Raw genomic sequence first — 24,055 nt, 5'->3', positions numbered from 1 at the left:
TCGTCAGACAGCATAAAGTGTCGTAACTTAGCTTGCGTATTGCTTCAAGCTAAACTTAAGCACGAATTTATAGCTTCTCAATTCCCTTAGGTAGAACGCTACATGTCTATACCCAATCCACCGAAACCCAGTTCTCACACGGCTAAGTTGAACTATGAAGCGTTCATCTCTTACTCGCGCCGTGATAAAGCTTTTGTCCAACAGCTTTGGGAAGCCCTTCAAGCTAACAATCGAATTGCTTGGGTTGATTGGGACAGTATTCCGCCGAATGCAGAATGGCGACAAGAAATTTCTGACGGAATTATTGCAGGCGACACATTTTTATTCATCATTAGCCCTGACTCGCTTAACTCCGCTGAATGTGGAATCGAATTGGAGCAGGCAATTAAGCTGAACAAGCGGCTATTGCCCATTTTGCGAAAGGATGTAGATGCCAAAGACGTTCACCCAAGCCTATCAGCACTCAATTGGATCTATTTCCGCGATCGTGATGACTTTGACAGCGCCTTGCAAACGTTGTTAAAAGCGCTTGACACCGATTTGGAGCATGTCCGCCTTCACACTCGTCTGCTAAGAGCGGCGATCGAGTGGGAAAAGCAAAACCGCGACGAGAGCTGGCTGATGCGAGGCAATGTGCTTGAACGGGCAGAGCAATGGCTTGCGGATGGGCGGCATACAGCGCCGTACCCAATCGAACTACAGCAAGAGTACGTCATCACGAGCCGCTTAGCGGAAACCGCACGACAAAAGACAGACGCTCGACGGCAGCAATTAGTGCTTGCCAGCGTCACGCTGGGGTTAGTTGTTTCATCAGTGCTTGGGTTAGTTGCGTTTCAACAGTATCGAATCGCCGAAGATCATCGCAAGCAAGCCGTGATTGGTGAAATAAACGCTCTCCGTGCCACATCAGAGGCAATGTTTACCTTAAATCGGGAGTTTGACGCACTGATTCAAGGATTACGTACAGCCAGGCTACTAAAGCAAGCAAACTGGGCGCAGCAAGAGACCCGGAATGAGGTGTTAACGACGTTTGGGCAAGCGGTATACCGAGTTAGAGAACAAAACCGCTTAGAGGGGCATAAAGATTGGGTTGGGCAAGTACGGTTTCGCTTTGATGGGCAGCTACTTGCTTCGGGTAGTGGCGATAAAACAATCAAATTGTGGAAACCGAATGGGCAACTCATTGCCTCCCTAGAGGGACATCAAGGTGTTGTAAGAGATATCAGTTTTAGTCCAGACGGTCAGATGATTGCTTCTGCCAGCAACGATAAAACCGTGAGATTGTGGCAATTAGACGGTAAAGTACTGAAAACGCTCAACGGGCACCAGAGTGGACTTTCGGCGGTTGATTTCAGCCCCGACGGTCAGACGATTGCATCAGGAGACATAGACGGTACAGTCATTCTATGGAATCGAGATGGTCGTCTGCTCAAACGTTTCGGGGCGCATAGTCTACGTGTCCGTAGTGTTAGGTTTACTTCAGACGGAACGACCTTAGCAACTGCTAGTGATGACGGTACAGTAAAACTCTGGACATCTGACGGTAAATTAAGCAAAACGCTTGTAGGACACAGTGGCATTGTCAGTGAAGTTAGTTTCAGCCATGACAATCAGGTCATCGCGACAGCCGGTGTCGATAATACCGTTAAACTTTGGAGGCGCGACGGGACGCTGCTGAAAACATTTAGTGGGCATACTGATGCGGTTTATGGTGTTGCTTTTAGTCCAGACGATCAGATTATTGCTTCCGGCAGCGGCGACAAAACGGTCAAACTTTGGAGGCAGGATGGTACACTGCTCGGCACACTCTATGGGCATAGCTCACTCGTTAATGGAGTCAGTTTTAGCCCTGATGGGCAGTTTATTGCAACAGCAAGCCAGGATCGCACCATCAAGCTTTGGAAGCAAGACAATAGCCTGATGACAATTCTCGTTGGGCATCAGAAAGCTGTAAATAGCCTTAGTTTCAGCCGCGACGGACAAGTTCTTGCCTCTGCCAGTAGTGACAAAACCATCAAGCTTTGGAAGCCCAATGGAACACTACGATCAACTCTGAAAGGACATCACGATAGAGTATTTGCCGTTCAACTCAGTCCTGACGGACAGTTCATCGCCTCAGCCGGTATGGAACCGGTAAAACTATGGAATCGCAATGGTATGTTCCTCAAAACCCTTGAGGGGCAGAATCTCATCGTTAATCTCAACATTAGCCCCGACAGCCAGTTACTTGCTTCTGCCAGCGTAGACAAGACAGTGCGGCTCTGGCAACGCGATGGCACACTCTCCACAATCTTGTGTGGGCATGGAGATACAGTTAATGATGTTAGTTTTAGCCCCGATGGCAAAACGATCGCCACTGGCAGTAGTGACAAAACCATTAAGCTCTGGAGCCTCGATGGCAAACTATTGAAAACGTTCCCGACGCTTACGGCCGGCGTTCGCAGTATTGCCTTTAGCCCTGATGGACAAGTACTTGCATCTGCTGGTCTTGATCAGATAATCAATCTCTGGAAACTAGACGGTACTGTCATTGCGACCTTTGGCGGTCATAAAGACATTATTAACCGAGTAACGTTTAGCCCAGATGGACAGACCATTGCCTCGGCCAGTGACGATCGCACTGTTAAGCTTTGGAAACGTGATGGTACGCTGCTGGCTACCCTAGCAGGCTACAGCAACAGCATTTTTGGCTTGAGCTTTAGCCCTGATGGAAAAACTCTGGCAACGGGCAGTGATGACGGAAAAATTGTGATCTGGAATTTAGCAAACCTCAACCTGGATGCACTGATTCAACGGAGTTGTACCTGGTTACACGACTACTTGACCACAAACCCTAGCGCTGATCCTAAAGATCGTGAGTTTTGCGCCAGCGTGAATGCTCAAACCTAACCACTATGCATCAGAAGGCGAGCATTAGCTGGCAATTGGCAGGGATGCTTCTCGCTGTGGAGCTTTAGCTTCAGGGTGGATACGATCGCTCAAATAACTATACATGCCCTCGCAAGCATCGAAATAGATAGTCACGCCATCTCTACCTTGCTCAGCGAAGATAATTTCAGCGCCGTAATGGGGCGAGGTTAAGAAGTTCAGCCATCGAGCCATCTGAACGTAGGGCACAGCGAGCTTGCCCAGACGTTCGCCATCCACAATTTCGAGCGAGAAGTTGAGTGCTGGTTGCATCGAAAGTTCCTCAATGTTCTGCTGTGAGTATTCTACACACAAAACAGTATATTTGTACTATTAAGAAATTCTAAATGCCTTTTTTTAAGAGGGAGTGGGGGCGGGGGGGCAGGGGGAGACAAGGGCGCGAGGGGAGCACGGAGAAGTTTTGAGTTGTTCTGTCTTTTGCCTCCTGCTTTCTGCCTTCTTCTGCCTTTTACCTTTTACGCCTGCTGTGCTTTATCTAAAAGCGCTTGCAGTGCAGCTTTCATCTCAGTTTGGGTTGTGGGTGTCGTACCAAACTGCCGGACGACAATGCTAGCAGCGAGATTACCGAGTACCGTTGCTTCCCACGCCGATGCTCCAACGATTAGCCCTAGCGTAAAACCAGCCACGACGGTGTCCCCCGCACCCGTTACATCAAAAACGTCGGTGCGGTTGAAGGCAGGAATGTGGTGCTGAGTGCCATTGCGATCGAACAAACTCATGCCTGCTTCGCCACGGGTAATCAATGCCTGCTTCGCCTGCGTCAATTGCAAGAGATCGTGTCCACCTTGCTGAAGTTGCGTCAGGTCAAAAGGATTGACCGATGGGCCAACCAGGGAATAGCCAACGGCTTGCTCGGCTTCGGGCAGATTGGGGGTGAAGACCGTCGCGCCTTTGTAGCGATCGAGCCTGGTTTGAGCATCCACAACGCAGAGCGGATGGGCAAGTGCCGCAGCAATCACGGGTTGCGTCAGCGTACCATCGCCATAATCAGAACAAACGACCGCATCAACCGACCCAATGTTCTGCTGGATGTAGTCAGCAAGCTGATGCTGAAGCGATTCGTTGGGCAGTGCATCCGACTTGCGATCGACCCTTACAATTTGCTGAGTTACAGACTGGCGTGCATGACCGGAAATGCGTGTTTTGGTGACGGTGGGACGATCGCTATCTAGAAAAATGCCTTGCGTATCAATACCTGCCTCTTCAAAAATGCCCCGCAGTGCTTTGCCCTGGTCATCAACGCCCAACAGCCCTACCGCTTTCACCTGCGCGCCCAGTTTCGCAAAGTTATAGACGGCATTGGCTCCACCACCCGGCACCTGTCGCGTCGTCTCATGGCGAATAATGAGGACGGGTGCTTCACGCGATAGCCGCTCGACCTGCCCGGTGAGAAACTCATCCAGCGTCAGGTCGCCCACCACTAAAACGGTCGCTTCGTGAAAGCGATTGATCAGGTAAAACAGCCGCTCAGCCGATGCTGCAAGCTGATCTGCAAAAGACGCATCAAAAACCATAGACGATCGCACGGAGCCAAATAACGAAACCCATCTTATCTCAGCCAAGAGTAGCGTATTTAGGGGCACACACGTCACTCTGACAACGCTTGCGTAGATATCTGCGATGAACTGAGTCGTTTAAGCAGGATTATCAGAGGTAGGGCAAGCTGATTTAGGATCGAAGAAGAAGTTGAATCGAAGAACTTGATAGTTTCCGTCGGTACTGAACCCTTCTGCTTTGGTGTAATCTTTCTTTGCCACGTAGTCGATTGCAAGATCATCAAGCCCTTTGAATCCTGAAGGCACTAAAATGCTTGGCGGTTCTGCCAGTTGGGCATCAGGCTTAACAATTGCGGCAACTGAAGCTATCGCTCCTGTTTTAACGTAAGGACATGCTTCTTTTGGAAAGAGATCGCTGATAACGTTACCTAATGGAACTCCAAAATGTGTTTTCTTGTAGTTACCACCAGACAATTTATCAGCAGACTCAAAAAGCTTGGTTGCATTCTGATTTCCGATCTCAGAACGTTCTGTGAGACTGGTCGGACCATTGAAGGCGTAGAGGCTTCTTAGTTGGCGCGATCGCTCAGCGTCTTTCTGTAGCGCAGCAACCTGCTGAGATGAAAGTGTTTCTGGCCTGACAGGTGCGTTGGGGTCAACGGGTGTATTCGTCTCCCCAGGTGAATTTTTATCTGGTGTCGTTGCGGCTCTCGATTCGTTCGGTGGTGCAGACGGCGTTGTGGGCTTGGTTGTGGGCTTGGGAGAGGACTTCGGTGTCTTTTTAACCGTCGGTGGATTGAAATCAAACGTGGTTGGCGGTAGCCCAAACGAGGGAAAAACGTCGGGCGGTGGCGGTTGAATCAGTGGAAAGTTGTAAAGGGATGGATCGTTGTACCGCTTGGGATCGGGCAGCTTGGTGTTTGACTGTGCTGGCTTGGTGGGAGTGGTAGGCAACAGCGTTGGCGGTATCGCAGTAAGACCTAGCGATGGCAGTTGACCTTGCTCGGCCGGCGACAACTCTATAGTCCGAACTCGTTGCTTCGTGTCTGCTTCCTTTGCTGTCTCAGCCAGAATGTTCGGCAACGCTGCCCACAGCAGACCATGTAGCCCTAATGATGCGAGAACGGCAATCGCAAACGGTTGGCGCAGTACCACCAGTGCTCTTTCCAGCGTTTCCTGGTTCAAAACATTGGGCGCTTTTTTGGGCAAAAAAGAATTGGACATAGCAGATAGGTTCAGTCGTGGGGCACTGGGTAAGGCAACTAAGTAGAAGTCTGTAATTAAACTGACGCTCTTTCAAAGCAATCAGCGGTCAGCTTTCAGCCCATTCAGCATGTTCAGTGTAACGGTGTCCGTTTACTTAGAATAACGTGATCGATAGAAACGCCCTGCTCAAATCTTAACGCTCGTGGCTGAACTGGTTGAGCTTTGTTGCCAGTTTGGAAACCGTGGGTAGTGAGGTGTGAGGAGAGAAAAGTGGGAAAGGGGGAACAGGAGAGGCAGGGGAAGCAGAGGGGGCAGGGGAGGCGGGATGGAGGATGAAGGCTAAAGGATGTAGCTTGCTTCCCGTTGGCAAAGCCTGCCGAAGGCATAGGAGCGGCTAAAAAGCTGACGGCTGACGGCTGACGGCTGACGGCTGATAGCTGTCTTAACTCAAAACTCCTGCGCTGATGGCTGACGGCTGATAGCTACTTCCTATTGTGTGCAAAAACGCTTTAGATTTTAAGGGAGTTACGAATGTTCAATCTTCAAATTACCCATGTTACGACCGATCGTCATTTTGCCAGGTTATCTTGCGGGTGCTGTCGAGTACCGCACTTTAGAACAAACGCTACGGGCATCTGGGTTCCCAACAGTGACAGTACCGCTTCGCTGGCAAGATTGGGTGCCGACGATCGGGGGGCGATCTGTGGCACCCATTCTGCGAATCCTGAATATCACCGTGCAGCAAGTCATTCAACAGTATGGTGTTCCCAAAATGACGCTCATTGGACATTCTGCTGGCGGGTGGCTGTCGCGCATTTATCTGGGCGAAAAGCCTTACTGTATCCATCCTAATGATGCGGATGATTGCGTTTGGTCTGCCCGCGATCGAGTCGCAACCCTCATCACACTCGGCACCCCTCATACTAGTCTGGAACGCTGGACGCGCAAAAATCTTGACTTCGTGAATCTCAGCTATCCCGGTGCGTTTTATCCTGATGTGCGTTATGTGTGCGTGGCAGGAAAAGCAGTTTATGGCGATCGCAGAGCAACTCTTGGAAAGCATCGCTGGCGCAGTTGGTTGGCATACAGTAGCTATAAACTCACCTGCGGACAAGGGAACACGTGGGGGGACGGCATCACCCCAATCGAGGCCGCTCATTTAAACGGAGCCGAAAATCTGATTCTCGATGGCGCGATGCACTCTCCAAGAGGCGATCGAGTTTGGTATGGATCACCTGGGTTGCTAGAACGCTGGACGTCGTATCTTGTGTAGTCGAGGCAGAGGGTAGAAGGCAAAAGAAGTTTCTGGCTATTAGTTTTTAGTTGTTAGAAGGAAGCTGGATGATTGACGGCTGGTAGCTGACTGCTGATAGCTGACCGCTCAAAACTTAAAGACAGAATTCATTCAGAACTCAAAACTCTCCCCCCACTTCCCACTCCCTGCCTGCCCCTTTCACACAGCAGCATTACTCTAGAGAGCACTGTCGCGTGAGTGCCAGTTTTAGCAGCGTATTGTATTGTCTACTGCCGATGATATGAGCACCAAACCGCTCTAGATGGGGGTTCATCATTTGGGCATCAAAGAGCACAAACTGACGATCGCGCAGCCGTTCTACCAGCTTCACCATTGCGACTTTCGAGCCATCGGGGATGCGAAAGAACATCGATTCGCCAATAAATGCGCCGCCAATGATCAAGCCCAAAATGCCACCTGCGAGTTCGTCACCCTGCCAGGTTTCAAAGCTGTAAGCCCATCCCGCCGCATGGAGCGATCGGTAGATATCCTTCAGTTCATCTGAGATCCAGGTCGTTTCGCGATCGGCACACCCTTCGATGACGGCCTCAAAATCTCGATTGACTGCGACTGTAAAGCGTTCTTGATTAAGCACTCGCTGGAGCGATCGAGGGTAGCGAAACCGCTCATCCAGAGGAATCAACGTTCGCTCTCGACTGGAATACCAACCCAGCGAAGCCCCTGTTTCATCTGCCATGAGAAAGTAGCCCTGGGTATACCCCTGGACGATCGAGGCAACATCAAAACGGACAGTCAATCGTACAAGGCTCCCAGTCCAACAGTTGAGGCAAGAATCTCATTATAGGAAAGATGGGAGTAGAGAGAGCAGCGGAAGCGGAGGGAGCAGGAGAAGCGTTTTATCGGGCCATACATTTACTCGTCACCACCAAAGGCACAACCATTGCGGATTGACTGAAGTCAGTAAATAAAGCGCAGGTTGAAAAAGCAGTTTCGGTTTGCCAATGAAGATAGTTTAAATTCTCCATGAAGACAGCAAGCAATTTCAGTGAAGTAGATATTGTTGCGCAACGCATCATCTTACGTATTACATAGAATATTTCTAAAACCACTTGGACAATATTTCTAAAACCACTTGGATATGGAGTGAGTTCAAGTATTTGGTGGCATATGGAACGTGCCTACTACAGTATATAAGTACGTCTTTCGCAATACAAAATACTCAGATCGTGCATGTAAGATTACCAGGAAAATAGCGCTCATGTATCTCTTAATGGCTGTGGCTGCGGCGGTTTTCTACACTGTTGGTGGCATTTTCATGAAATTTTCAGCAGGCTTTTCTCAGCTCATTCCGACTGGAATGGTATATCTGTTTTTCCTTGTAGGCGTTAGTTTGCAAACTTATATCACCCACAATGCTCATCTAGGCATTACGTACATATTGGTGCTTGGATTGGAAGCCATGTGTGCTGTTCTGTTTAGCTTATTCATCTTTAAGGAAAGCTATACGCCTTTGACCCTTGTCGGTATTTTCCTAATTGCAGCAGGCACAGCATGTCTGCGAGGAAAGATTGTGTGACGTAGCCATGTGTCTGCTGTCGCATAAGACACCCTCTTGCCGAAGATCAGCTTGAATTGTTGCGTTCATTGAGCCACAGCATCCGCTTTTCGCTCAATTTAACCATCATCCTGCCACTTACAGTAAGCCATCCGTTTACTGATGCCGCAGATATCTTTAGGACGAAAGAACTAAAAGCCAGAAACTTCGTTAGCCATTGACTGGGTTCCTTCTAATCCCTGACTCCTATCAACCACTGACACCAACTCTGATCTGCTATTTAAAAATGTCCTTGCGCTTTTGCACCCAAAAGGTGGCGATCAAGTACACCACTGCATGAAGGCAAAGCATGCCCCAGTTCAGCGTCAAGTTATGCCAGGTGAGATCGTAGACAGTAGTTTTCTCAAATGGGAGAGGAATCGTGCTGCCATCAGGAAGCCTCGTGGGTTCGGGCACCATCGCGTTGATGTTAACCAACGTGCCGTAGGCTCCTACTGACCAGCGACTCAACATGAGCCATGACAGTTTGCTGGTGAGACCGTCCATGCGAAAGAGTACACCAGAGAAAATGATCTGAGGCAGCAAAAGTAAGGGCAGCGCGCTGTTTGCCTGACTGCCATTGCGGACGATCGCCGACACCATCAGTCCCATGCTCATGCAGGCAAGCAAGGTGAGAAAGGTCGTGATGCCAACACCTAGAAGCCAGGATAAGAGTAAGTGGTCGGGAGCAGCAAATCCCGTTAGAATCACCAGCACCATCAGCAGCGTTTGCAGAAGTGCCAACGACGCAAGAATCAGCATTTTTGATCCCAGGTAGGCAAAGAGTCCGAGGTTGACGAGCCGTTCCCGCAGGTAAATGGCAGACTCCTTAACGATTTCCTGCAAAGAACTGGAAAAGCCCACCCAGAGTGCTGCACAGGTAAAGACAAAAAGGACGCGCAAGGCTAATGGAGCCAGGGTGGGATCAGGATGTTCTGCCAGCACCAGGGGATCTTGATCGCCCACTGCCAGAATGATGAGGCTGATCCCGATCGGTGCTGTTACGAGCGACAGTGCCAGATTGACGGGATCGCGACAAACCAGTTGAGAGTAGCGCTGCGTTAACAGAATTAGTTGGGTCAGAAAAGAGATGCCTTTGCTAGGCGTTGGGTGCGATCGCAGCTTATGCCCATTGCCGGGACTGAGGTGCCCGGTGACGTAATGCCAGTAGTCGTCTGAGTGGCGAAAGCGATCGGCCCAATGGCGCACGATCGTGTTGCCTTTTTCCAATTCGTTGTAAATATCGGCGAAGTCGTCCGATTCCACCTCAAAGAAGTCTAGCGCTTTGCTGGGCGGGCCGAAGTAGCAAAGTCGTCCACCCCGACCCACAAACACAAGGCGATCGCACAGCTTGATATTTGCCGTAGCGTGGGTCACTAGAATGACCGTGCGTCCCTGGTCTGCCAGCTTTCGCAAAAGCTGCATCATCTTTTTATCCAGACCGGGATCAAGTCCTGAAGTAGGTTCATCTAAAAAGAACAGTTTGGGATCAGCGAGCAGTTCTACGCCAATGCTAATCCGTTTGCGTTGTCCACCGCTGAGTTTGCCCACCAGCACCTCACGCCGATCGCTCATTTCGATCTGCTCTAGCGTTTGGTTGACCACAGCAGCGATGTCTGTATCGGCAGGTAGGCGTAACCTGGCAGCGTAGGTTAGCACTTCCTCAACGGTCAAGTCTCGATGCACAATGTCATCTTGCGGCACATAGCCAATTTGGGCACGGTAAATCCCAAAGTTCTGGCGCAAATTCACACCGTTGAGGTAAACCACTCCTTGATCGGTGGGATCGATCCCCAGCAAGGTTCGCATTAGAGTTGATTTGCCTGCACCACTGCCACCAACCAGCGCTACAAATTGTCCTGGCTCGATCGCCAGCGAAAGGTCATCCAACAAACGGTGAGCACCTTTTTTGCTTCCAGGAACTTCTCGCACCAGTTCCCAGGCATCCAGACGAATCTGGTTGCCGCGATCGACCACTGCTAAGGTATCGCCCTGGTAAACCAATGTGAAAGGGCCAATCTGAATCGTGCAGTCGTCGGGTAAAACCAGGCTAGCGTTGACCCGCGTGCCATTCACAAACACACCATTGGTACTGTGATCCCGCAGGACATAGCGATCGTGTCCATCCGATTCAATCGTGGCGTGGCGACGAGAGACGATCGGCGCATCCAGTTCCAGCGTCGCTTTGGGATCACGCCCCAGCAGCACAGAGCGATTTTTGAGCGAGAGCGATCGTGTCTCTGGCATTTCTGCCACCTCTGCACCCAGGGGATTGCGATAGGTCAGCACCACCTGGTTGTGAGGATTTTGCCCAATTCGCAGTTCTGCCCCGTGTTTGAGCACATAGCCTTTTGAGGGCGTAATGCGCGTGCGGTTAAGGAAAATGCCATTTGTGCTTGGCTTTTGCCCATCACCATCGTAAATACAGTAATCTTCGCCCGATCGCCGCAGCAACGCATGACAGCCAGAAATGACCTGCCAATCACCAGGCAAAACGAGGTCAGCACGTTGAGCATCCCGGCCTAAAAAGTGTTGTTCTTGAGTGAGAAAGCGCTGAAGCGTCGTTCCTTGCTTACTCAACTCCAAATAGGGTTGAGTGAGAACCGTCTTTTCGCTGGTTCGCATGAGGCGTGATGAGAAAGGGCGGGTAATCGTCTGTGTTCAGAGTACCCACAGAGACTCATCGGTGATAATGCCCCCAACGCACAAACGTTGTCACCACATAAATGATGATGGCGCAACCAATGATTGATGGGACGACAGCAACCCCACCCACAGTCCAATGAAGGAGCGGAACGTTCAGGCCATGCTGAGCTTTAAGCAATTTGAAAACCGTTTCTCCTAACCACACTCCGACCAATCCCGTAAGCACAAAGCCTAGAGATTTACCGGGAATTTGACCGGGAATGAGCATGTTTGCAATCCAACCACAGACGATCGCAGCAATCAATTGCACCGCAATGTGAGACAAATCCATGTCTCCTCCTTGAGCGAGGGTAGAAGAGTTTAAAGATTGAATAGCGAAAGGCCACTCCAAGATTCAAAGCTTTAAACCTTCTTACGGGGGATAAAGAAACTCCACCGGACAGTCTGGATTTTATTTTTGGTGATTACCATCAAGTGGACTTACTAACAGCGTAGAAAGGAGCGCTTTCATAACCGTCCACCTAAACCAAAGTCCTTTGGCGTTAGGCGCGTAACCTACCGACAGCCACTGTGACGAGAGAAGAAACGCATGAGTTCTGACCGTGAGTCTTGCATGATTGAAACAATGATCCGGTACCTGGAAACGGTGTTAGAACAGCCCCATCCTGTTTTTGGGGGACTGCCCATTTGTCCGTTTTCTAAGAAGGCTCGGCTACAGAACAAAATTTTCTATCAAGTGCTGACGTTAAGACTGGAGCAGCTACACGTGGACTCTCAGCTCAGACGAGCGATCGCCTCCTTTCATGCAAGTCGTCAGCACGATGTCTTGCTCGTCATTAGCCCTGACGAACAGGCGTTATCTGTAGCGCAGATGCAACCCTTTATAGAGCAGTTGAACCAGATCCTTGCACCACTAGAACTAACGGCCTTTGGCGGGCATCCCCAGGACACCTTCAATGTGCAAGGGGTCTATACTCGACAGGAGCCATTTATCAATCTCACCGTTCAATCATTAGCAGTCTTACAAGCCGCTTCCAAACCACTGGCGCGTACAGCCTACTATCAGCACTGGTCGGCAGAGAACTTACAGCAAATTGGCTTTCACGATCGCAACGCAAGTGCTCTACAGTCATCAGCGGAGAAGTTTTGAGTTAAAAAGCGGTCAGCGGTCAGCGGTCAGCCTTGAGATGTAAGCTTGCCTTTCCCCTTCTGCCCTCTGCCTTTTGCCCTTTACCTTCTTCCCCTTTCTGCCCTCTGCCCTCTCACACCTTGTCCTCGCGCCCCAATTCTTGCGATCGTCCATAGGCAGCCATTACGGCTTCAATCAAGGCTGAGCGCAACCCAGCCCGCTCTAAAGCTGCAACGCCTGCGATCGTGGTTCCACCAGGGCTGGTCACCTGATCTTTCAGTACGCCAGGGTGTTGCCCCGACTCCTGGAGCAATTGCGCAGTCCCCTTTACTGTTTGCAGTGCCAGTTGGAGCGCGATCGCCCGTGGCAACCCGGCGGCTACCCCACCATCGGCCAACGCTTCTACCACAAGCGCTACATAGCCTGGGCCAGAGCCAGACAAACCCGTCACCGCATCCATCGCCGTTTCGGGAACTTCAACCACTTCGCCTACCGCTTCAAAAATCTGTCGTGCTTGCTCAAGGTGATGGGGTTTTACGCGTTTACCGGGGGAGATTGCAGTGATGCCTGCACCAACTGTAGCGGGAAAGTTCGGCATTGCTCGTACTACTGGCTGATCAAACAGCGACCCCTCCAATTTGCTCAAGGGTGTGCCCGCTAGAATCGAGATGATTACGCCCTCAGACCGTCGTGGAGAGTCAATGTGAATAATTTGCGGCGCTACCGCATCAAACACTTGAGGTTTGATTGCCAGGAGTAAAACATCAGCAGTTTTCAGCAGCAGATTGTTTTCTGTGGCCTGAACACCATAATTTGCTACCAGAAGTTCTCGCCGTTCTGCTTGCGGATCACTGACTAGAATATCTTGCGGCTGGTAAGTGCCACGATCGATAAGGCGGGATAACAGAGCTTCCCCCATTACCCCGCCGCCAATCATGCCGAGCTTGATACTCAATTTAACTGTCTCCAAAGAGTTATTAGTTTTTGGTTTTTAGTTGTTAGAAGCCAATCTTCTCTCTTCTAACAACTAAAAACTAACGACTAACAACAACTACTGAGCCATTCTCATTGGCTCGTTTGCCCAAGCAGGAGCGGGTGCAGCCTGACGGGTGGGACGAGCTTGAGGTTGCTGAGGCTGAGGCGCTTCGTAACCTGGAGCGCCCTGAGTGCTGACTTGAACACAACTGGGGGTAAACAGGAAGATGCTTTCGCCGATGCGCTCTTGATGACCATCGATCGCATAGGTACCACCAGCCACAAAATCAACCGCGCGCTGCGCCTGATCAGGATCCATGATGGTCAGATTCAGAACAACAGACTTGCGTTCGCGCAACGCTTGAATAGCTTGAGGCATTTCTTCAAAAGAGCGGGGCTCCATCACGACCACTTCAGAAACACCATTCACCCCAGGCATGCCAATGACGTTTCCCATCGGTGATGCACCCATTGCACCGACCTCTGTACCCAGTGGAGCGCGCTCACGCAAGCGGCTAGGGCGACGCATCCGAGCATCTTCTTGAGGGGCAGCGGGTTGAGCATGCTCCTGCTGGTAAAGATTCTGGTACTCATCGCCATCCATTTCGTCGTACTCGTATTCGTAGTCCATAGGTTCGTTAAATCCCACAAAGTCCCGTAACTTGCTAAAGATGCTGCTCACTGTTCACGCTCCATCACGATCAGGGTTTAGATTGAAAGACGTATAGCGACCAGATATCAGGAATAACGCTAAATCTAGTCTGTAATATCGAAAGAGTCGGCAAGAGGATCGTCTCTTTAAACGTTGAGTAACCGTTGAGTGAAAGCCCAATGGATGAAGGCTTGTATCCGCAAACAATTTGCTCAGGCACCCCGCCCGCCTTAACCGAATTGAAAGATTAGTATACATCTAGATTCCAAAATTCAAACATGTCGTCAAAAGTTTTTTGATCAGATGTTTAAATCATTGACAGATCAGGCAGGTGAACAGACTTATGCTGCATCGGGGAACCAAGCAGGAACTCTAGCATTCAAGATACTCCATCTTTTGGAAAACGCTTTATTTTTTCTCAAATTCCACAGCCAGTCTGAAATTTGAAACTGTTTCGTTTTTTCCTGAATTTTACAGAAGATCTAAAACGTATTGAATTGATGTTTACCAGGGTTCAAACCAGCTATGTAGAACGATCGCCAAACAGGATGCGCCCTAAACGAATCATGGTCGCGCCCGCCTGCACGGCCAAAGCATAATCATTAGACATTCCCATCGATAGAACTTGCATTTGCAGATGAGGGCGGTTCTGTTGCTGAATCGTATTAGCCAACTCTGCCGTCTTTTGAAACGCCATCGTTGCGTCTGCAGCCGATAATCCATGCGGAAGAATTGTCATCAACCCTTGAATTCTGAGATTTTCGCACTGACTCAACGCTGAAAGATCCTGTAAAAGATCGGTTGCTGACCAACCATATTTGTTTAGATCGGGCAATAGCTTCACCTGAAGCAGTGATTGTGGTTTGTGCGATCGCTGTGCTGCCAAGCGATTTAATCGTTGCGCCAGTTTTAAATCGTCGATCGAATGAATCCATTGAAAACAATCCAACGCTTTTTGCGCTTTATTGCTTTGTAAATGCCCGATTAGATGCCAAGTCACATCCGTGAGATCACTAAGCTTTGCCTGTTTAGCTTCGGCCTCCTGCACCCGGTTCTCCGCAAAATCACGCACCCCAGCCGCATATGCTTCCCGCATTGCCTCGACTGAAACCTGCTTAGTGACGGCAATCAACCGCACCGAATTGGGCACTGTCTGGCGAATCTGGGCAATTCGTTCTGCGATTGTACCGCTAAGCGGAGAAAACGCTCTCATTGAAATGTTTGTTTATAAATCACCTGAAGCTGATTGTAGTCTTGCTGCTGTCCTTGACGGCGCAAGACTCGCAGACGGTTCTCGACCAAGATGCGAGCGTCAGTCCGGGTGATCGGCTCAAATTCCAGCCCGTCGTCTCCATTGGCAACCAGAAAAAATAGACGCTGCGCGTAGAGCGTTGTAAATAACTCACGCGCTGCATCAATGAGACAGACTCTGAAAAGCAAGCCAAAATTCGGATGATTCAAATAATTTTCGTTGCTCATTCAGGTCTAGACTGCACGACGATGAAAACAGTACAACTTAAAGTCGGTATGCCATCACTTTACGTGATAACGATGCGTCTGAAGCAGGTTTTGTAGGGAGAGGGGGGAGGAGGGGGAGAGTTTTGAGTGTCGAGTTTTGAGTTTTGAGTTGGTTGAGCGGATAGGAATCAGGAGTCAGCGGCCGGCTTTTAGCCTTTAGCCTTCAAGCGGTCAGCGGTCGGCTTTTAGCCTTTAGCCGCCCCTATGCCTTCGGCAGGCTTCGCCAACGGGAAGCAAGCTACATCCTTTAGCCCCACTCCCTACTCCCTACTCCCCTCTTTAAAGTTCCCAACCCCACGCCAGACGGGCACTCCACAGACCAATTAAAGTAACGATCGCCAACCAGTCGCCCCACCGTAGTTGAAACTGGTGCCACTGCACTTGATGGTCGTTTGGGCTGGTAAAACCACGCACTTTCATGGCGCTGGCAATTTGTTCTGCCCGCAGCAATAAGTTGTTGAGTAGTCGCTCTGCCACAATGAGCCAGATTTGCAGTGCCCGTCGCCAACCGAGTTTGCGCCAGTTGATCGCACGCGTGCTGATCGATCGCACCAAATTTTGCACTTCTTCTAGTACCAGCGGAATAAAGCGAAGTGAGAGGGTGAGCGTGAGGGCGATTTCGGTAATGGGCAGGTTGAAGCGGCGGAAGGGCGACATCCAATCTTCGATCGCGGCGGTAATTTCTTCGGGTGCGGTGACTAGTAGAAAGAGGTTGGTGCTGTAGAGCAGGGTAAAGAGCAGCGTGCCATAGCGAATTGCCAAGTCTAGTGATCGTTGAGTGATCGTGATAGAACCGCCCTTAAACAGCACATAGCAGTAGTCTGTCGGTTGCGGCAACACTTGGGGCACGGTGCCAGGGGTAGGAGCGATCGCAGGTTTGCCAAGACCAAATGGGTTATACCAGGGACGAGGCGATGGGGCGGGCGGTAACGGGGCGGGTTGCTGTGCAAAAGCAAGCTCATCAACTGGTAAGCGAGCTTGATGGCGTGTTTTCAGTCCATCGGGCAATACCATCGTGAGCGCAAAGACCATAAGACTAAGCACCAACAGCCAGACCATCTGTTGCCGCCAGACCCGCAGCGGAATTTTAGCCAGGATGGTGATGATCATCAATAACCCAGCTAGTAACACTCGCCAAAACGAGTTTGCTAGTAAAGGAGCTGCCAAAAACGTCATGAGCCACGCCAATTTGAGCCGTGGATCTAACCGATGCAGCCAGGTAATGGGTTGTTCTAAGTAAAGCCCTAATGGTAGGGAGCGGAGAAGATCCATGAACAGAGTTACCTTGTGGCCCGATTCGCTGTAACGCGCTCGACTTCTCTGGTTTTTTTGCCACGCCACAGAAGACGGATGGGTGTGCCCGTAAAGCCAAGCGCTTTGCGAAACTGTCCCTCAATGTAGCGGCGATAGTTGTCATTGAAAAGAGCAGGATCATTCACGAACAGGGCGATCGCAGGCGGACGGCTACTCACCTGGGTACCGTAGTAGATTTTTCCCTGGCGACCCTGACGAGTGGTAGGGGGTGAGTGCCAACCCACCGCTTCTTCCAGCACTTCGTTAATGACAGAAGTAGACACACGGCGTTTCTGCTGCTCAGCCGCGATGTTCACCATATCGAGGATTTTTTCGACGCGCTGTCCGGTTTTGGCGCTAATGAAGATCACGTCTGCCCATTCCGTAAAGTGCAGGCGATCGCGCACTAGCTTTTCATGGTCATAGATAGTGTAAGAATCTTTTTCAACCGCATCCCACTTGTTGACGACGATGACACAGCCTTTGCCCTCATCCGCAATCCGTCCTGCCAACTTCTGGTCTTGCTCGGTCACGCCATCCAGCGCATCAATGACCAGCAGCACCACATCTGCCCGGTTGATGGCTTTAAAGGCGCGGTTGATGCCAAAAAATTCAGGCCCGTACTCAACCTGTTTTTTCTTGCGAATCCCCGCCGTGTCGATGAGGCGATAGGTCTGGTCGCCGTGCTGCACAACCATGTCGATCGCGTCTCGTGTTGTTCCCGAAATGGGGCTGACAATCGACCGGGTTTCACCCACAAACGCATTCAGCAAGCTCGATTTACCCACATTGGGTCGTCCCGCGATCGCCACCTTAATGTCGTCTGACGCTTCAATCTCATTTGCGGGTGGCAAATGTTCAAGCAACTGATCCAGTAGTTCGCCTGTGCCGTTGCCATGAATTCCTGAAATGGGAAACGGTTCGCCCAACCCCAACGACCAAAACTCGGCTGCCTGCGCTGCGCCCTGCTCCACCGATTCACATTTGTTCACTGCTAACAGGACAGGCACGGTTTGTTGCCGCAGCCAAGTCGCAATTTCTTCATCAGAAGAGGTGAGACCCATCTGCCCATCGACCACAAAGATCGCCGCACTTGCTTCTGCCAGGGCTGCCATTGCTTGCTCACGAATCAGCGGCAAAAATTCAGTGTCATCGTCAAACACCAAGCCGCCGGTGTCAACAACTTGAAACTCTCGATCGCCCCAAAAGGCTGGCTTGTACGTGCGATCGCGAGTCACGCCCGGTTCGTCAAACACAATGGCATCTTGTAACGCCGACAAACGGTTGACCACCGTAGACTTGCCCACGTTAGGACGACCGATAATAGCAACAATAGGCAAGGGCATGGGAAGACAAGGATAAAGGCGAAAGGATCAATGCAGATTCAGTGCTGTGAATCATCACTTAAGTCTTCCATTCTAACGATAAGTCGTAAACTCGTATTGCTTTGCAGGCTACCCAACGCCAATCGCCAGATGAGGAGAGCGATTTCCAGCACACAAGCTGCATTCTTCCACTCGTTAGGATGGACATAGTTAGACTTCGCGGCGATCGATGTTGATTTTACTGGTAGAAGACGATCCATCCCAACTAGAGCCACTACAGGCAGCACTCTCACAAGCCGGACATATTGTCGATGCGATCGAAGAGAGTGAGACGGCGCAGTGGTTAATCACCCAAAAAGAATATGATTTGCTGATTCTCGATTGGATGTTGCCCCACATCAGCGGCGTTGCACTCTGTCAGGAGTATCGTCGCTCCGGCAAAACCGCCCCTGTGTTGATGCTAACTGCAAAGGACACGATCGCCGATAAAGTCACCGGGCTAGATGCTGGAGCCGATGATTACCTCGTCAAGCCCGTCGATGTAGTCGAACTGCTAGCGCGAGTGCGTGCCTTGCGACGGCGATCGCCTCTCTGGCAAAACGACTCCCTTTCTTTGGGTGCTTTACGATTGCACCTGAACAGCCTGACGCTAGAGTGCCATCACCTGACCACCCAACTCTCAAGCCGCGAATTTCAGTTAATGGAATATCTCATGCGCCACCCACGACAGGTCTTGTCCCACAACCAAATTGAGCAAGCGCTGTGGGGTTGGGGCACCGAGCCCGAAAGCAACGCCGTCACCACCCTCGTCCGACGGCTACGGCAACGCCTACAAGCTGTCAATGCCAAAGATTGGCTAGAAACTATTTACGGTATGGGCTATCGGTTGCAGTCGCCAGAGAAGATGAGAAGTGAGGCGTAAGAGACAGATGGGGAGGCTAGGGGAGCAGAGGAAGAAGAGGGGAAGTTTTGAGTTAAAGCAGTTGTTAATTGTTAGTAACGGCGATCGCTCTTCTCCTGCTTCCTCTACCTCCCCTGCTTCCTCTGCCTCCTGCCTCCCCACTCCCACTCCCCACGCCCTATCCCCTCCCTCCATGTTCACCCGCAGCCGTCGCAATCTCGCTTACTGGTTTGCCCTTTCGATGGGTGGCATTCTCGTCTTGTTTACAGGTGTGAGCTATTACTTAAGTGTGGAAGGGCAGCTTCACGCATTCGATCAGGCGCTGTACAAGAAAAGCAAGGCGATCGCAGCAGGTGCCACGATTCGCTTTCAGCAAGGGCAATGGCAGATTGAGCCGGAAGATGCCCCCTGGATGAATGGCGATCGCTTATCGCGCAGCAGCGAATTGGTTTACGTTCGCTGGTATGACACAAAGGGCTTCCTAGTCAGATTTATTGGCCTGTCCGCGCCCTTGCGCTTAGCACCTGCACCAGAGTTTCAGACGATCGTGCTGGTCGAGCCACAAAATGGAGCACAGCCAACAGGCCAGTGGTTACGCCAGGTCACGCTACCCTTACTGCAAAATCAGCAGTTGGTTGGCTATCTACAGGTTGCAGAACCCCTCACCGCCATCCGTGAAAGCTTGGAGCGAGTGCGCTTATTTTTAGCGCTAGGCGTACCCCTAACGCTCGGTTTGATTGGTGTCACGGGCTGGTTTCTGGGCGGTGTTGCCATTCAACCCACCCGCCGAGCTTACGACCAGCTCCAGCGGTTTACAGCCGATGCGTCTCACGAATTGCGAGCACCTCTGGCAGCCGTGCTGAGCAATGCCCAAGTCGGTCTAATGGCTTCTGAAGACACAGCTCAGCAGCGGCTACGGCTCGAAAAAATTGTTGAGACGGCAAAGTCAATGAGTACGCTTATTGGCAATTTGCTGTTTCTCTCCCGCCAGGAAGGCCCGCTTGATCCAACTCGGTTACAGCGAATAGATCTGGTGGTACTGGTGCGATCGCTCATTGACGATCAGACCGCACAAGCACAGGCACAGGGCTTAACCTTCACGCCCCAACTGCCTGAGCAAGCTGTCGCCTTAAACGCCGATCCAGACTTGCTGCGTCAGGCCGTGACCAACCTGCTCAGCAATGCATTTAAGTACACGCTGCCAGGTGGCAATGTTCAGCTACGCCTTTCCACCACAGCGCGCTATGCTGTCATTCAAGTCCAGGACAACGGCATTGGCATTCCCGCAGCCGATCTGCCACACATTTTTGAGCGTTTTTATCGAGTCGATACGGCACGATCGCGTCAAACAGGTGGCTTTGGCTTGGGGTTGGCGATCGCGCAACAGATTATTGAAGCCCATCGAGGCCGCATCACCACCACCAGCACCTTGGGAAAAGGATCGACCATTCAAATCGAGTTACCGCTGAGGGGATAACCAGTCCCTTTCGTAAGCAACCGCAACCACCTTTAGCAGCGGCTCATAACCTTAACAGGTTCCGCTAAGGCAGTGGCAACCGCTTGCAGACTCTGAGGGTGCGATACCATGTCTCGATGTAGCGGTACCCACACCTTCACGTCTTGCGCGATCGGCACTTGCGAACTGCTGGCTGGGAGAATCATCGCATCCAGCGGTGTCCAGATGGAGGTGAAGTTGATGCGCTCAAGCATCGCAATATCTTGATTCAAATCTTGCAGAAAGGCGTGATGAGGACGCATTTGCATACAGCCCAATCGCAAAGACCCACAGGCAACCCAGGTGCCACTATGAGGAGACGAGAGGGTAATAAATCGGTGGACACGATCAATCCCGCCCAAACGCTGAAGATAATAACGCCCCACAATGCCGCCCATACTGAAACCAAGCAAATCAAACGGGGTGTTGGGAGCAAAGGTGCGATCGGCGTAGGCTGCAACTTGCTGTGCCAGCCCTGAAAGACAGCCATCGCCATTATTTGGTGTGAGATTCAGGTCGTGAGTTTCCCAACCCAAGCTGTTGAGGTAGCGCGCCATCGGCTTGAAAATTGCGCCAGTATCCCAGATACCGTGCAGAAGGAGAATTGGGTTGCGTGGGGTTAAAGTGTTCATTGCTTACAGTCTGTTACATTCCGAGTCTAAATCACCCCAGGTCTTTCCTTAGAGTTGGCTGGGACAGCTCCAGAAATGGCTAAAGGAAGACACTCTTCTCAGTTTAGTTGTATTGAAGGAATAATTAATAAATCGCAATATTGACCCTTCTGTACTCATAAAACCGCGATAATTTGAGTCGGATAGTTTGACTTCATCATCCCCTTTTGATTAACCGATGCGTGAGCATATCGGTATGCATTTCAGGAGCAGTTGCAATGAGCAGTTTCGTTAATTTTCTCAAAAATTTATTCTCTGGTCTTTTTTCCTTCGTAAGTGGGCTATTTGGCTCTAAGAAAGCGAAAGCGGCGATCTCGGAGGCTGAGCCAAAGACCCGTAAAGCCAAGAACTCTGGGTATTTTCTAGAGCTTGATGAGGCTAAGGGCATTGGCAATGGTGCTACGGCACCCGCTAAAACACCTGTTGCGGCAGCAGCCAAATCTCAGGCTGTGAAGGACTCTGCTAAGCCAGAGCCTGCCAAAGTAGAGGCGGCGAAACCAAAGCAAGCCGCTAAGGCAAAGGCAGCAGCTACTGCTGAAAAGGCCGAACCTAAGCCTGCCGCGGCAAAGGCAGCGTTAAATTTGCCTCAACCAACAGTGACAACGTTTGCCCCTAAATATCTCGCTCCTACCAGCAGTTCAAACGGTCGCCGTCGTCCCGGTGCAAACATGTCTTCCTTTTTAGATATGGCACGCCAGGTGAAAACCTCATCTTGAGCGTTTTTCTTTGAAGTCATCGACTGCGGTAACTGATTCTGGTATAAACCTGCAAAGGCGCTAGAGAGTTGATTTCGCTCTCTAGCGCCTTTGTTCATTAGCTCAGCGCCGCTTTTTTGAGATCCTTGATGAGGAGCATATCTAGAGCGGTTGCTGAGAAAGCTTGCTAGCCTGCCACTGTAGCGTTTCTATAGAGGTTGGCTTGGCTCGATCGTGCTTTCATAGGCTTTACGTTCAGCCGCCTCGTGCTCGTACTCCTTCAAGACAACCCAAAGCGCGTGAATAATGCCAGGTACATATCCCAGCAGTGTCAGCCCCACGTTGAGGAGAAAAGCAAACCCAAAGCCCAGAGTTAAGAAAACACCAAGTGGAGGTAGAACGATCGCCGAGAGGATGCGCAGTAGTTTCATAAATCCCTCTATCCTGCTTTTTTAATAGTCTTGAATATCTACATTGTCGTAGCAATCAACGCTTGCTAGCCTCTCTCCCAAGAGCGAAAAGCTGACATAAAGTTGCGGCTTCAACCCACTGCTTTGAAAAACAATATGTGTGAGACAGTGACAAATTTAGCGAGGCAGGCTCCAATCGATCGCCAATCGCCAGCCAAAGACTGCTATGACTAAAAAAGAAGGTCTGGAACACGGCCTGCGTCCAAACCTTCTTATGCCAGATTTCTAAGGAGAGAGAATCTTCAAAGACACGCTTTCAGGGCTTACGCAGTCGCCCTCTTTTTTGGTATGCCCAGAGGGCCCCAAACCCCCTCAATTTTTGGGGACTCTGAGTTCTTGCTCCCCAAAAATTGAGGGGGTTTGGGGCTAGCTTTGCAAGAATTTGCGTAAGCCCTAGCTTCAGAGAAGTGAAAGTTCTTGGGAGGAACACCCCTAGTCAATCATTCTCTTGACGTTATCTTTCACATCTTCTACTGTGTGACGTCCCGAAGCTTCTGCTTGCTTCGCTTGGCCCTCAGCCTTCGCTTGAGGATCGCCAGTAACATCGCCAACCGCTTCTTGAATTTTGCCCTCTACGTTTTTGGCAGTCGCCTTAATTCTATCTTCTAAGCTCATGATACTCTCCGTAGTTGATGTTAGGAAAAATGCTGTCTGGTAGATGAAGCTACTGATCTGTTCGCTGCATTACCTTCGGCACACCAATAATTTACTAGGAACGATCGCGTTTACCTCTCTCTCTTCAGAGATAAGTCAGCACAATTAATTCACACCAAAAGACAGAGAAGGACTAAATGCTAAATGCATAGCAAAGGGGCGCACGAGACATTTAACGAGCTTTTTTGATCGCTTGGCAATGTATGATTTACTACCTACTCACAGCCATTTTTGAGCGAGTGAGTCCAAACAGTAGAGGCACATCATTGTAAGGCAACCTTCCGAGGCATTCACACTATGGCAAGGCCAGCGACGAATTTAAGGTCAGAGTAAGATCTTTGTTAGGGTTAACCACAATGACATCGGCTCGCTTTTTGCCGAAGATTAAACCACCCAGAGCACCCGCACCACCACCAATCAAAATCTTGCCAAGCGTGATGCGCTTTTTACCCGTCACTCCAGAAATGATGGTAGCGGCACCTGCTCCGATCGCCGCTCCTTTGAGCACGGCATCTGTGTTTGTACCCGGAACAATTTCTTGCGTTTTCGTCACCACTTCAGACCTGGCGTCGATCGGTAGAACAGTACCATTTTCTAACGTAATCTCTTGAGCATAAAACTGAGAACCGCCCTCTACTGGTCTCAGCTCGCCTCTAATTTGGCTACCTGACCGCACCAGAATTGCACCAGTGGATGAACGGATGTTTCTGGACAGTAGCAACGTCAGGGGACTCGTTTCGGTAGGCGAAACGACAATCTTCTCGGCACCGTCATATCGCACAGGCAATTGTGTACCAGCCGGAATTGCTAGACGGCGCGGCGCTGTTTGCGATGGAAAAAGTTGCGCCACCAAATAGGGAGAAGGAGCCGCTGTTGCAGTAGACGCGATCGCCAACGGAGCGATCGCGGTTGTAGCCATACTTAGAGTCATTGCAAAGGCAGTGCCCGACTGCCATTGACGAACATTAACCATAAGGAGTCACCCGCATAAACCATGCATCAGATGCTTCATAGACTCGACAAGAGATTAGAAGGTTCCGGGGAGAGGAAAGGGGAAGGGGAAAGGAGGGTGAGGGAGAGAGTTTTGAGTTTTGAGTTAATCCCTCTTTTGTTACCTCAACGAGAGCAAATTAAGCTGGAAGAAGCTGCGTT

23 protein-coding genes are annotated in these 24,055 nt (G+C 50.6%); 7 read left to right on the top strand and 16 right to left on the bottom strand.

Translation table 11 applies throughout. The features are described from left to right. Nucleotides 1-102: 102 nt before the first annotated feature. Complete coding sequence (locus AC5JLP_RS16215; protein ID WP_496068967.1) at nt 103-2,889, top strand: WD40 domain-containing protein; 2,787 nt, start codon at nt 103-105, stop codon at nt 2,887-2,889. 24 nt (nt 2,890-2,913) lie between these two features. On the opposite strand, the gene AC5JLP_RS16210 is transcribed toward AC5JLP_RS16215, so the two are convergent. From AC5JLP_RS16210 to AC5JLP_RS16200, 3 genes are all read right to left on the bottom strand, one after another. Beyond that, nucleotides 2,914-3,180: a hypothetical protein gene (locus tag AC5JLP_RS16210; RefSeq protein ID WP_496068966.1), complete on the bottom strand. Its 267-nt coding sequence runs from the start codon at nt 3,178-3,180 to the stop codon at nt 2,914-2,916. 203 nt (nt 3,181-3,383) lie between these two features. Next, nucleotides 3,384-4,490, bottom strand: coding sequence for a bifunctional heptose 7-phosphate kinase/heptose 1-phosphate adenyltransferase (locus tag AC5JLP_RS16205; protein WP_496068965.1), 1,107 nt, complete (start codon nt 4,488-4,490; stop codon nt 3,384-3,386). Nucleotides 4,491-4,562: 72 nt separating this feature from the next. After that, nucleotides 4,563-5,648, bottom strand: coding sequence for a hypothetical protein (locus tag AC5JLP_RS16200; RefSeq protein ID WP_496068964.1), 1,086 nt, complete (start codon nt 5,646-5,648; stop codon nt 4,563-4,565). A gap of 535 nt (nt 5,649-6,183) precedes the next feature. Here AC5JLP_RS16200 and AC5JLP_RS16195 point away from each other — a divergent pair. Then, the gene (locus AC5JLP_RS16195) at nt 6,184-6,903 is read left to right on the top strand and encodes an esterase/lipase family protein (RefSeq protein ID WP_496068963.1); all 720 of its coding nucleotides are present in this window, start codon (nt 6,184-6,186) and stop codon (nt 6,901-6,903) included. Between the two features lie 193 nt (nt 6,904-7,096). Here AC5JLP_RS16195 and aat read toward each other — a convergent pair whose 3' ends face one another. Continuing rightward, nucleotides 7,097-7,681, bottom strand: a complete 585-nt coding sequence (gene aat / locus AC5JLP_RS16190; protein WP_496068962.1) for a leucyl/phenylalanyl-tRNA--protein transferase — start codon at nt 7,679-7,681, stop codon at nt 7,097-7,099. A gap of 462 nt (nt 7,682-8,143) precedes the next feature. Here aat and AC5JLP_RS16185 point away from each other — a divergent pair, with 462 nt between their 5' ends. Continuing rightward, nucleotides 8,144-8,461, top strand: a complete 318-nt coding sequence (locus AC5JLP_RS16185; protein ID WP_496068961.1) for an SMR family transporter — start codon at nt 8,144-8,146, stop codon at nt 8,459-8,461. Nucleotides 8,462-8,716: 255 nt separating this feature from the next. On the opposite strand, the gene AC5JLP_RS16180 is transcribed toward AC5JLP_RS16185, so the two are convergent. Both AC5JLP_RS16180 and AC5JLP_RS16175 read right to left on the bottom strand, forming a co-directional pair. Continuing rightward, a complete protein-coding gene (locus AC5JLP_RS16180) occupies nt 8,717-11,104 on the bottom strand; it encodes an FHA domain-containing protein (protein ID WP_496068960.1) in 2,388 nt (795 codons plus the stop codon). 55 nt (nt 11,105-11,159) lie between these two features. After that, nucleotides 11,160-11,456, bottom strand: coding sequence for a hypothetical protein (locus tag AC5JLP_RS16175; RefSeq protein WP_496068959.1), 297 nt, complete (start codon nt 11,454-11,456; stop codon nt 11,160-11,162). Nucleotides 11,457-11,714: 258 nt separating this feature from the next. Between AC5JLP_RS16175 and AC5JLP_RS16170 the strand changes: the two genes are divergently transcribed. Further along, nucleotides 11,715-12,275, top strand: coding sequence for a hypothetical protein (locus AC5JLP_RS16170; RefSeq protein ID WP_496068958.1), 561 nt, complete (start codon nt 11,715-11,717; stop codon nt 12,273-12,275). Nucleotides 12,276-12,387: 112 nt separating this feature from the next. Here AC5JLP_RS16170 and proC read toward each other — a convergent pair whose 3' ends face one another. The 6 genes from proC to der form a co-directional block, all read right to left on the bottom strand. Continuing rightward, nucleotides 12,388-13,209 carry a pyrroline-5-carboxylate reductase gene (proC, locus tag AC5JLP_RS16165; protein WP_496068957.1) on the bottom strand — a complete coding sequence of 274 codons (822 nt, stop codon included), beginning with the start codon at nt 13,207-13,209 and terminating at the stop codon, nt 12,388-12,390. Nucleotides 13,210-13,305: 96 nt separating this feature from the next. Then, a complete protein-coding gene (locus tag AC5JLP_RS16160; RefSeq protein WP_496068956.1) occupies nt 13,306-13,860 on the bottom strand; it encodes a cell division protein SepF in 555 nt (184 codons plus the stop codon). 544 nt (nt 13,861-14,404) lie between these two features. Further along, the gene (locus tag AC5JLP_RS16155) at nt 14,405-15,094 is read right to left on the bottom strand and encodes a YggS family pyridoxal phosphate-dependent enzyme (RefSeq protein ID WP_496068955.1); all 690 of its coding nucleotides are present in this window, start codon (nt 15,092-15,094) and stop codon (nt 14,405-14,407) included. After that, entirely contained in the window at nt 15,091-15,360 is a 270-nt protein-coding gene (pipX, locus tag AC5JLP_RS16150) for a transcriptional coactivator PipX (RefSeq protein ID WP_496068954.1), read from the bottom strand. The genes AC5JLP_RS16155 and pipX overlap by 4 nt, the downstream gene beginning before the upstream one ends. Nucleotides 15,361-15,678: 318 nt before the next feature. Then, the gene (locus AC5JLP_RS16145) at nt 15,679-16,671 is read right to left on the bottom strand and encodes an energy-coupling factor transporter transmembrane component T family protein (protein WP_496068953.1); all 993 of its coding nucleotides are present in this window, start codon (nt 16,669-16,671) and stop codon (nt 15,679-15,681) included. Nucleotides 16,672-16,679: 8 nt separating this feature from the next. Further along, nucleotides 16,680-18,038, bottom strand: coding sequence for a ribosome biogenesis GTPase Der (der, locus tag AC5JLP_RS16140; protein ID WP_496068952.1), 1,359 nt, complete (start codon nt 18,036-18,038; stop codon nt 16,680-16,682). 208 nt (nt 18,039-18,246) lie between these two features. Between der and rppA the strand changes: the two genes are divergently transcribed. Continuing rightward, nucleotides 18,247-18,939 carry a two-component system response regulator RppA gene (gene rppA / locus AC5JLP_RS16135; protein WP_496068951.1) on the top strand — a complete coding sequence of 231 codons (693 nt, stop codon included), beginning with the start codon at nt 18,247-18,249 and terminating at the stop codon, nt 18,937-18,939. 61 nt (nt 18,940-19,000) lie between these two features. Beyond that, nucleotides 19,001-20,395: a sensor histidine kinase gene (locus AC5JLP_RS16130; protein ID WP_496068950.1), complete on the top strand. Its 1,395-nt coding sequence runs from the start codon at nt 19,001-19,003 to the stop codon at nt 20,393-20,395. 32 nt (nt 20,396-20,427) lie between these two features. On the opposite strand, the gene AC5JLP_RS16125 is transcribed toward AC5JLP_RS16130, so the two are convergent. Further along, nucleotides 20,428-21,045: an esterase/lipase family protein gene (locus AC5JLP_RS16125; RefSeq protein ID WP_496068949.1), complete on the bottom strand. Its 618-nt coding sequence runs from the start codon at nt 21,043-21,045 to the stop codon at nt 20,428-20,430. Nucleotides 21,046-21,302: 257 nt separating this feature from the next. Here AC5JLP_RS16125 and AC5JLP_RS16120 point away from each other — a divergent pair, with 257 nt between their 5' ends. Beyond that, nucleotides 21,303-21,800 carry a hypothetical protein gene (locus AC5JLP_RS16120; protein ID WP_496068948.1) on the top strand — a complete coding sequence of 166 codons (498 nt, stop codon included), beginning with the start codon at nt 21,303-21,305 and terminating at the stop codon, nt 21,798-21,800. A 188-nt stretch (nt 21,801-21,988) separates the two neighbouring features. Here the strand turns inward: AC5JLP_RS16120 and AC5JLP_RS16115 are convergent, their stop codons facing one another. From AC5JLP_RS16115 to AC5JLP_RS16105, 3 genes are all read right to left on the bottom strand, one after another. Next, nucleotides 21,989-22,210 (bottom strand): YqaE/Pmp3 family membrane protein, encoded by a 222-nt coding sequence (locus AC5JLP_RS16115; protein WP_496068947.1) that lies wholly within the window; start codon nt 22,208-22,210, stop codon nt 21,989-21,991. Nucleotides 22,211-22,681: 471 nt separating this feature from the next. Further along, nucleotides 22,682-22,864 carry a CsbD family protein gene (locus AC5JLP_RS16110; protein ID WP_496068946.1) on the bottom strand — a complete coding sequence of 61 codons (183 nt, stop codon included), beginning with the start codon at nt 22,862-22,864 and terminating at the stop codon, nt 22,682-22,684. Nucleotides 22,865-23,198: 334 nt separating this feature from the next. Next, a complete protein-coding gene (locus AC5JLP_RS16105) occupies nt 23,199-23,876 on the bottom strand; it encodes a hypothetical protein (protein WP_496068945.1) in 678 nt (225 codons plus the stop codon). Nucleotides 23,877-24,055: the final 179 nt, after the last annotated feature.

This window comes from Stenomitos rutilans (assembly GCF_059505485.1).
Note: the sequence above shows the minus strand (reverse complement) of the source record. Positions and strands in the feature narration are given on the sequence as shown.

Bases quoted from the DNA above. Each gene is read 5' to 3' on its own strand.
- AC5JLP_RS16215 (WP_496068967.1), top strand. From the start codon at position 103: ATGTCTATACCCAATCCACCGAAACCCAGTTCTCACACGGCTAAGTTG.
- AC5JLP_RS16210 (WP_496068966.1), bottom strand. From the start codon at position 3,180: ATGCAACCAGCACTCAACTTCTCGCTCGAAATTGTGGATGGCGAACGT.
- AC5JLP_RS16200 (WP_496068964.1), bottom strand. From the start codon at position 5,648: ATGTCCAATTCTTTTTTGCCCAAAAAAGCGCCCAATGTTTTGAACCAG.
- AC5JLP_RS16195 (WP_496068963.1), top strand. From the start codon at position 6,184: ATGTTACGACCGATCGTCATTTTGCCAGGTTATCTTGCGGGTGCTGTC.
- AC5JLP_RS16185 (WP_496068961.1), top strand. From the start codon at position 8,144: ATGTATCTCTTAATGGCTGTGGCTGCGGCGGTTTTCTACACTGTTGGT.
- AC5JLP_RS16180 (WP_496068960.1), bottom strand. From the start codon at position 11,104: ATGCGAACCAGCGAAAAGACGGTTCTCACTCAACCCTATTTGGAGTTG.
- AC5JLP_RS16175 (WP_496068959.1), bottom strand. From the start codon at position 11,456: ATGGATTTGTCTCACATTGCGGTGCAATTGATTGCTGCGATCGTCTGT.
- AC5JLP_RS16170 (WP_496068958.1), top strand. From the start codon at position 11,715: ATGAGTTCTGACCGTGAGTCTTGCATGATTGAAACAATGATCCGGTAC.
- AC5JLP_RS16160 (WP_496068956.1), bottom strand. From the start codon at position 13,860: ATGGACTACGAATACGAGTACGACGAAATGGATGGCGATGAGTACCAG.
- AC5JLP_RS16155 (WP_496068955.1), bottom strand. From the start codon at position 15,094: ATGAGAGCGTTTTCTCCGCTTAGCGGTACAATCGCAGAACGAATTGCC.
- pipX (WP_496068954.1), bottom strand. From the start codon at position 15,360: ATGAGCAACGAAAATTATTTGAATCATCCGAATTTTGGCTTGCTTTTC.
- AC5JLP_RS16145 (WP_496068953.1), bottom strand. From the start codon at position 16,671: ATGGATCTTCTCCGCTCCCTACCATTAGGGCTTTACTTAGAACAACCC.
- der (WP_496068952.1), bottom strand. From the start codon at position 18,038: ATGCCCTTGCCTATTGTTGCTATTATCGGTCGTCCTAACGTGGGCAAG.
- rppA (WP_496068951.1), top strand. From the start codon at position 18,247: ATGTTGATTTTACTGGTAGAAGACGATCCATCCCAACTAGAGCCACTA.
- AC5JLP_RS16125 (WP_496068949.1), bottom strand. From the start codon at position 21,045: ATGAACACTTTAACCCCACGCAACCCAATTCTCCTTCTGCACGGTATC.
- AC5JLP_RS16120 (WP_496068948.1), top strand. From the start codon at position 21,303: ATGAGCAGTTTCGTTAATTTTCTCAAAAATTTATTCTCTGGTCTTTTT.
- AC5JLP_RS16115 (WP_496068947.1), bottom strand. From the start codon at position 22,210: ATGAAACTACTGCGCATCCTCTCGGCGATCGTTCTACCTCCACTTGGT.
- AC5JLP_RS16110 (WP_496068946.1), bottom strand. From the start codon at position 22,864: ATGAGCTTAGAAGATAGAATTAAGGCGACTGCCAAAAACGTAGAGGGC.
- AC5JLP_RS16105 (WP_496068945.1), bottom strand. From the start codon at position 23,876: ATGGTTAATGTTCGTCAATGGCAGTCGGGCACTGCCTTTGCAATGACT.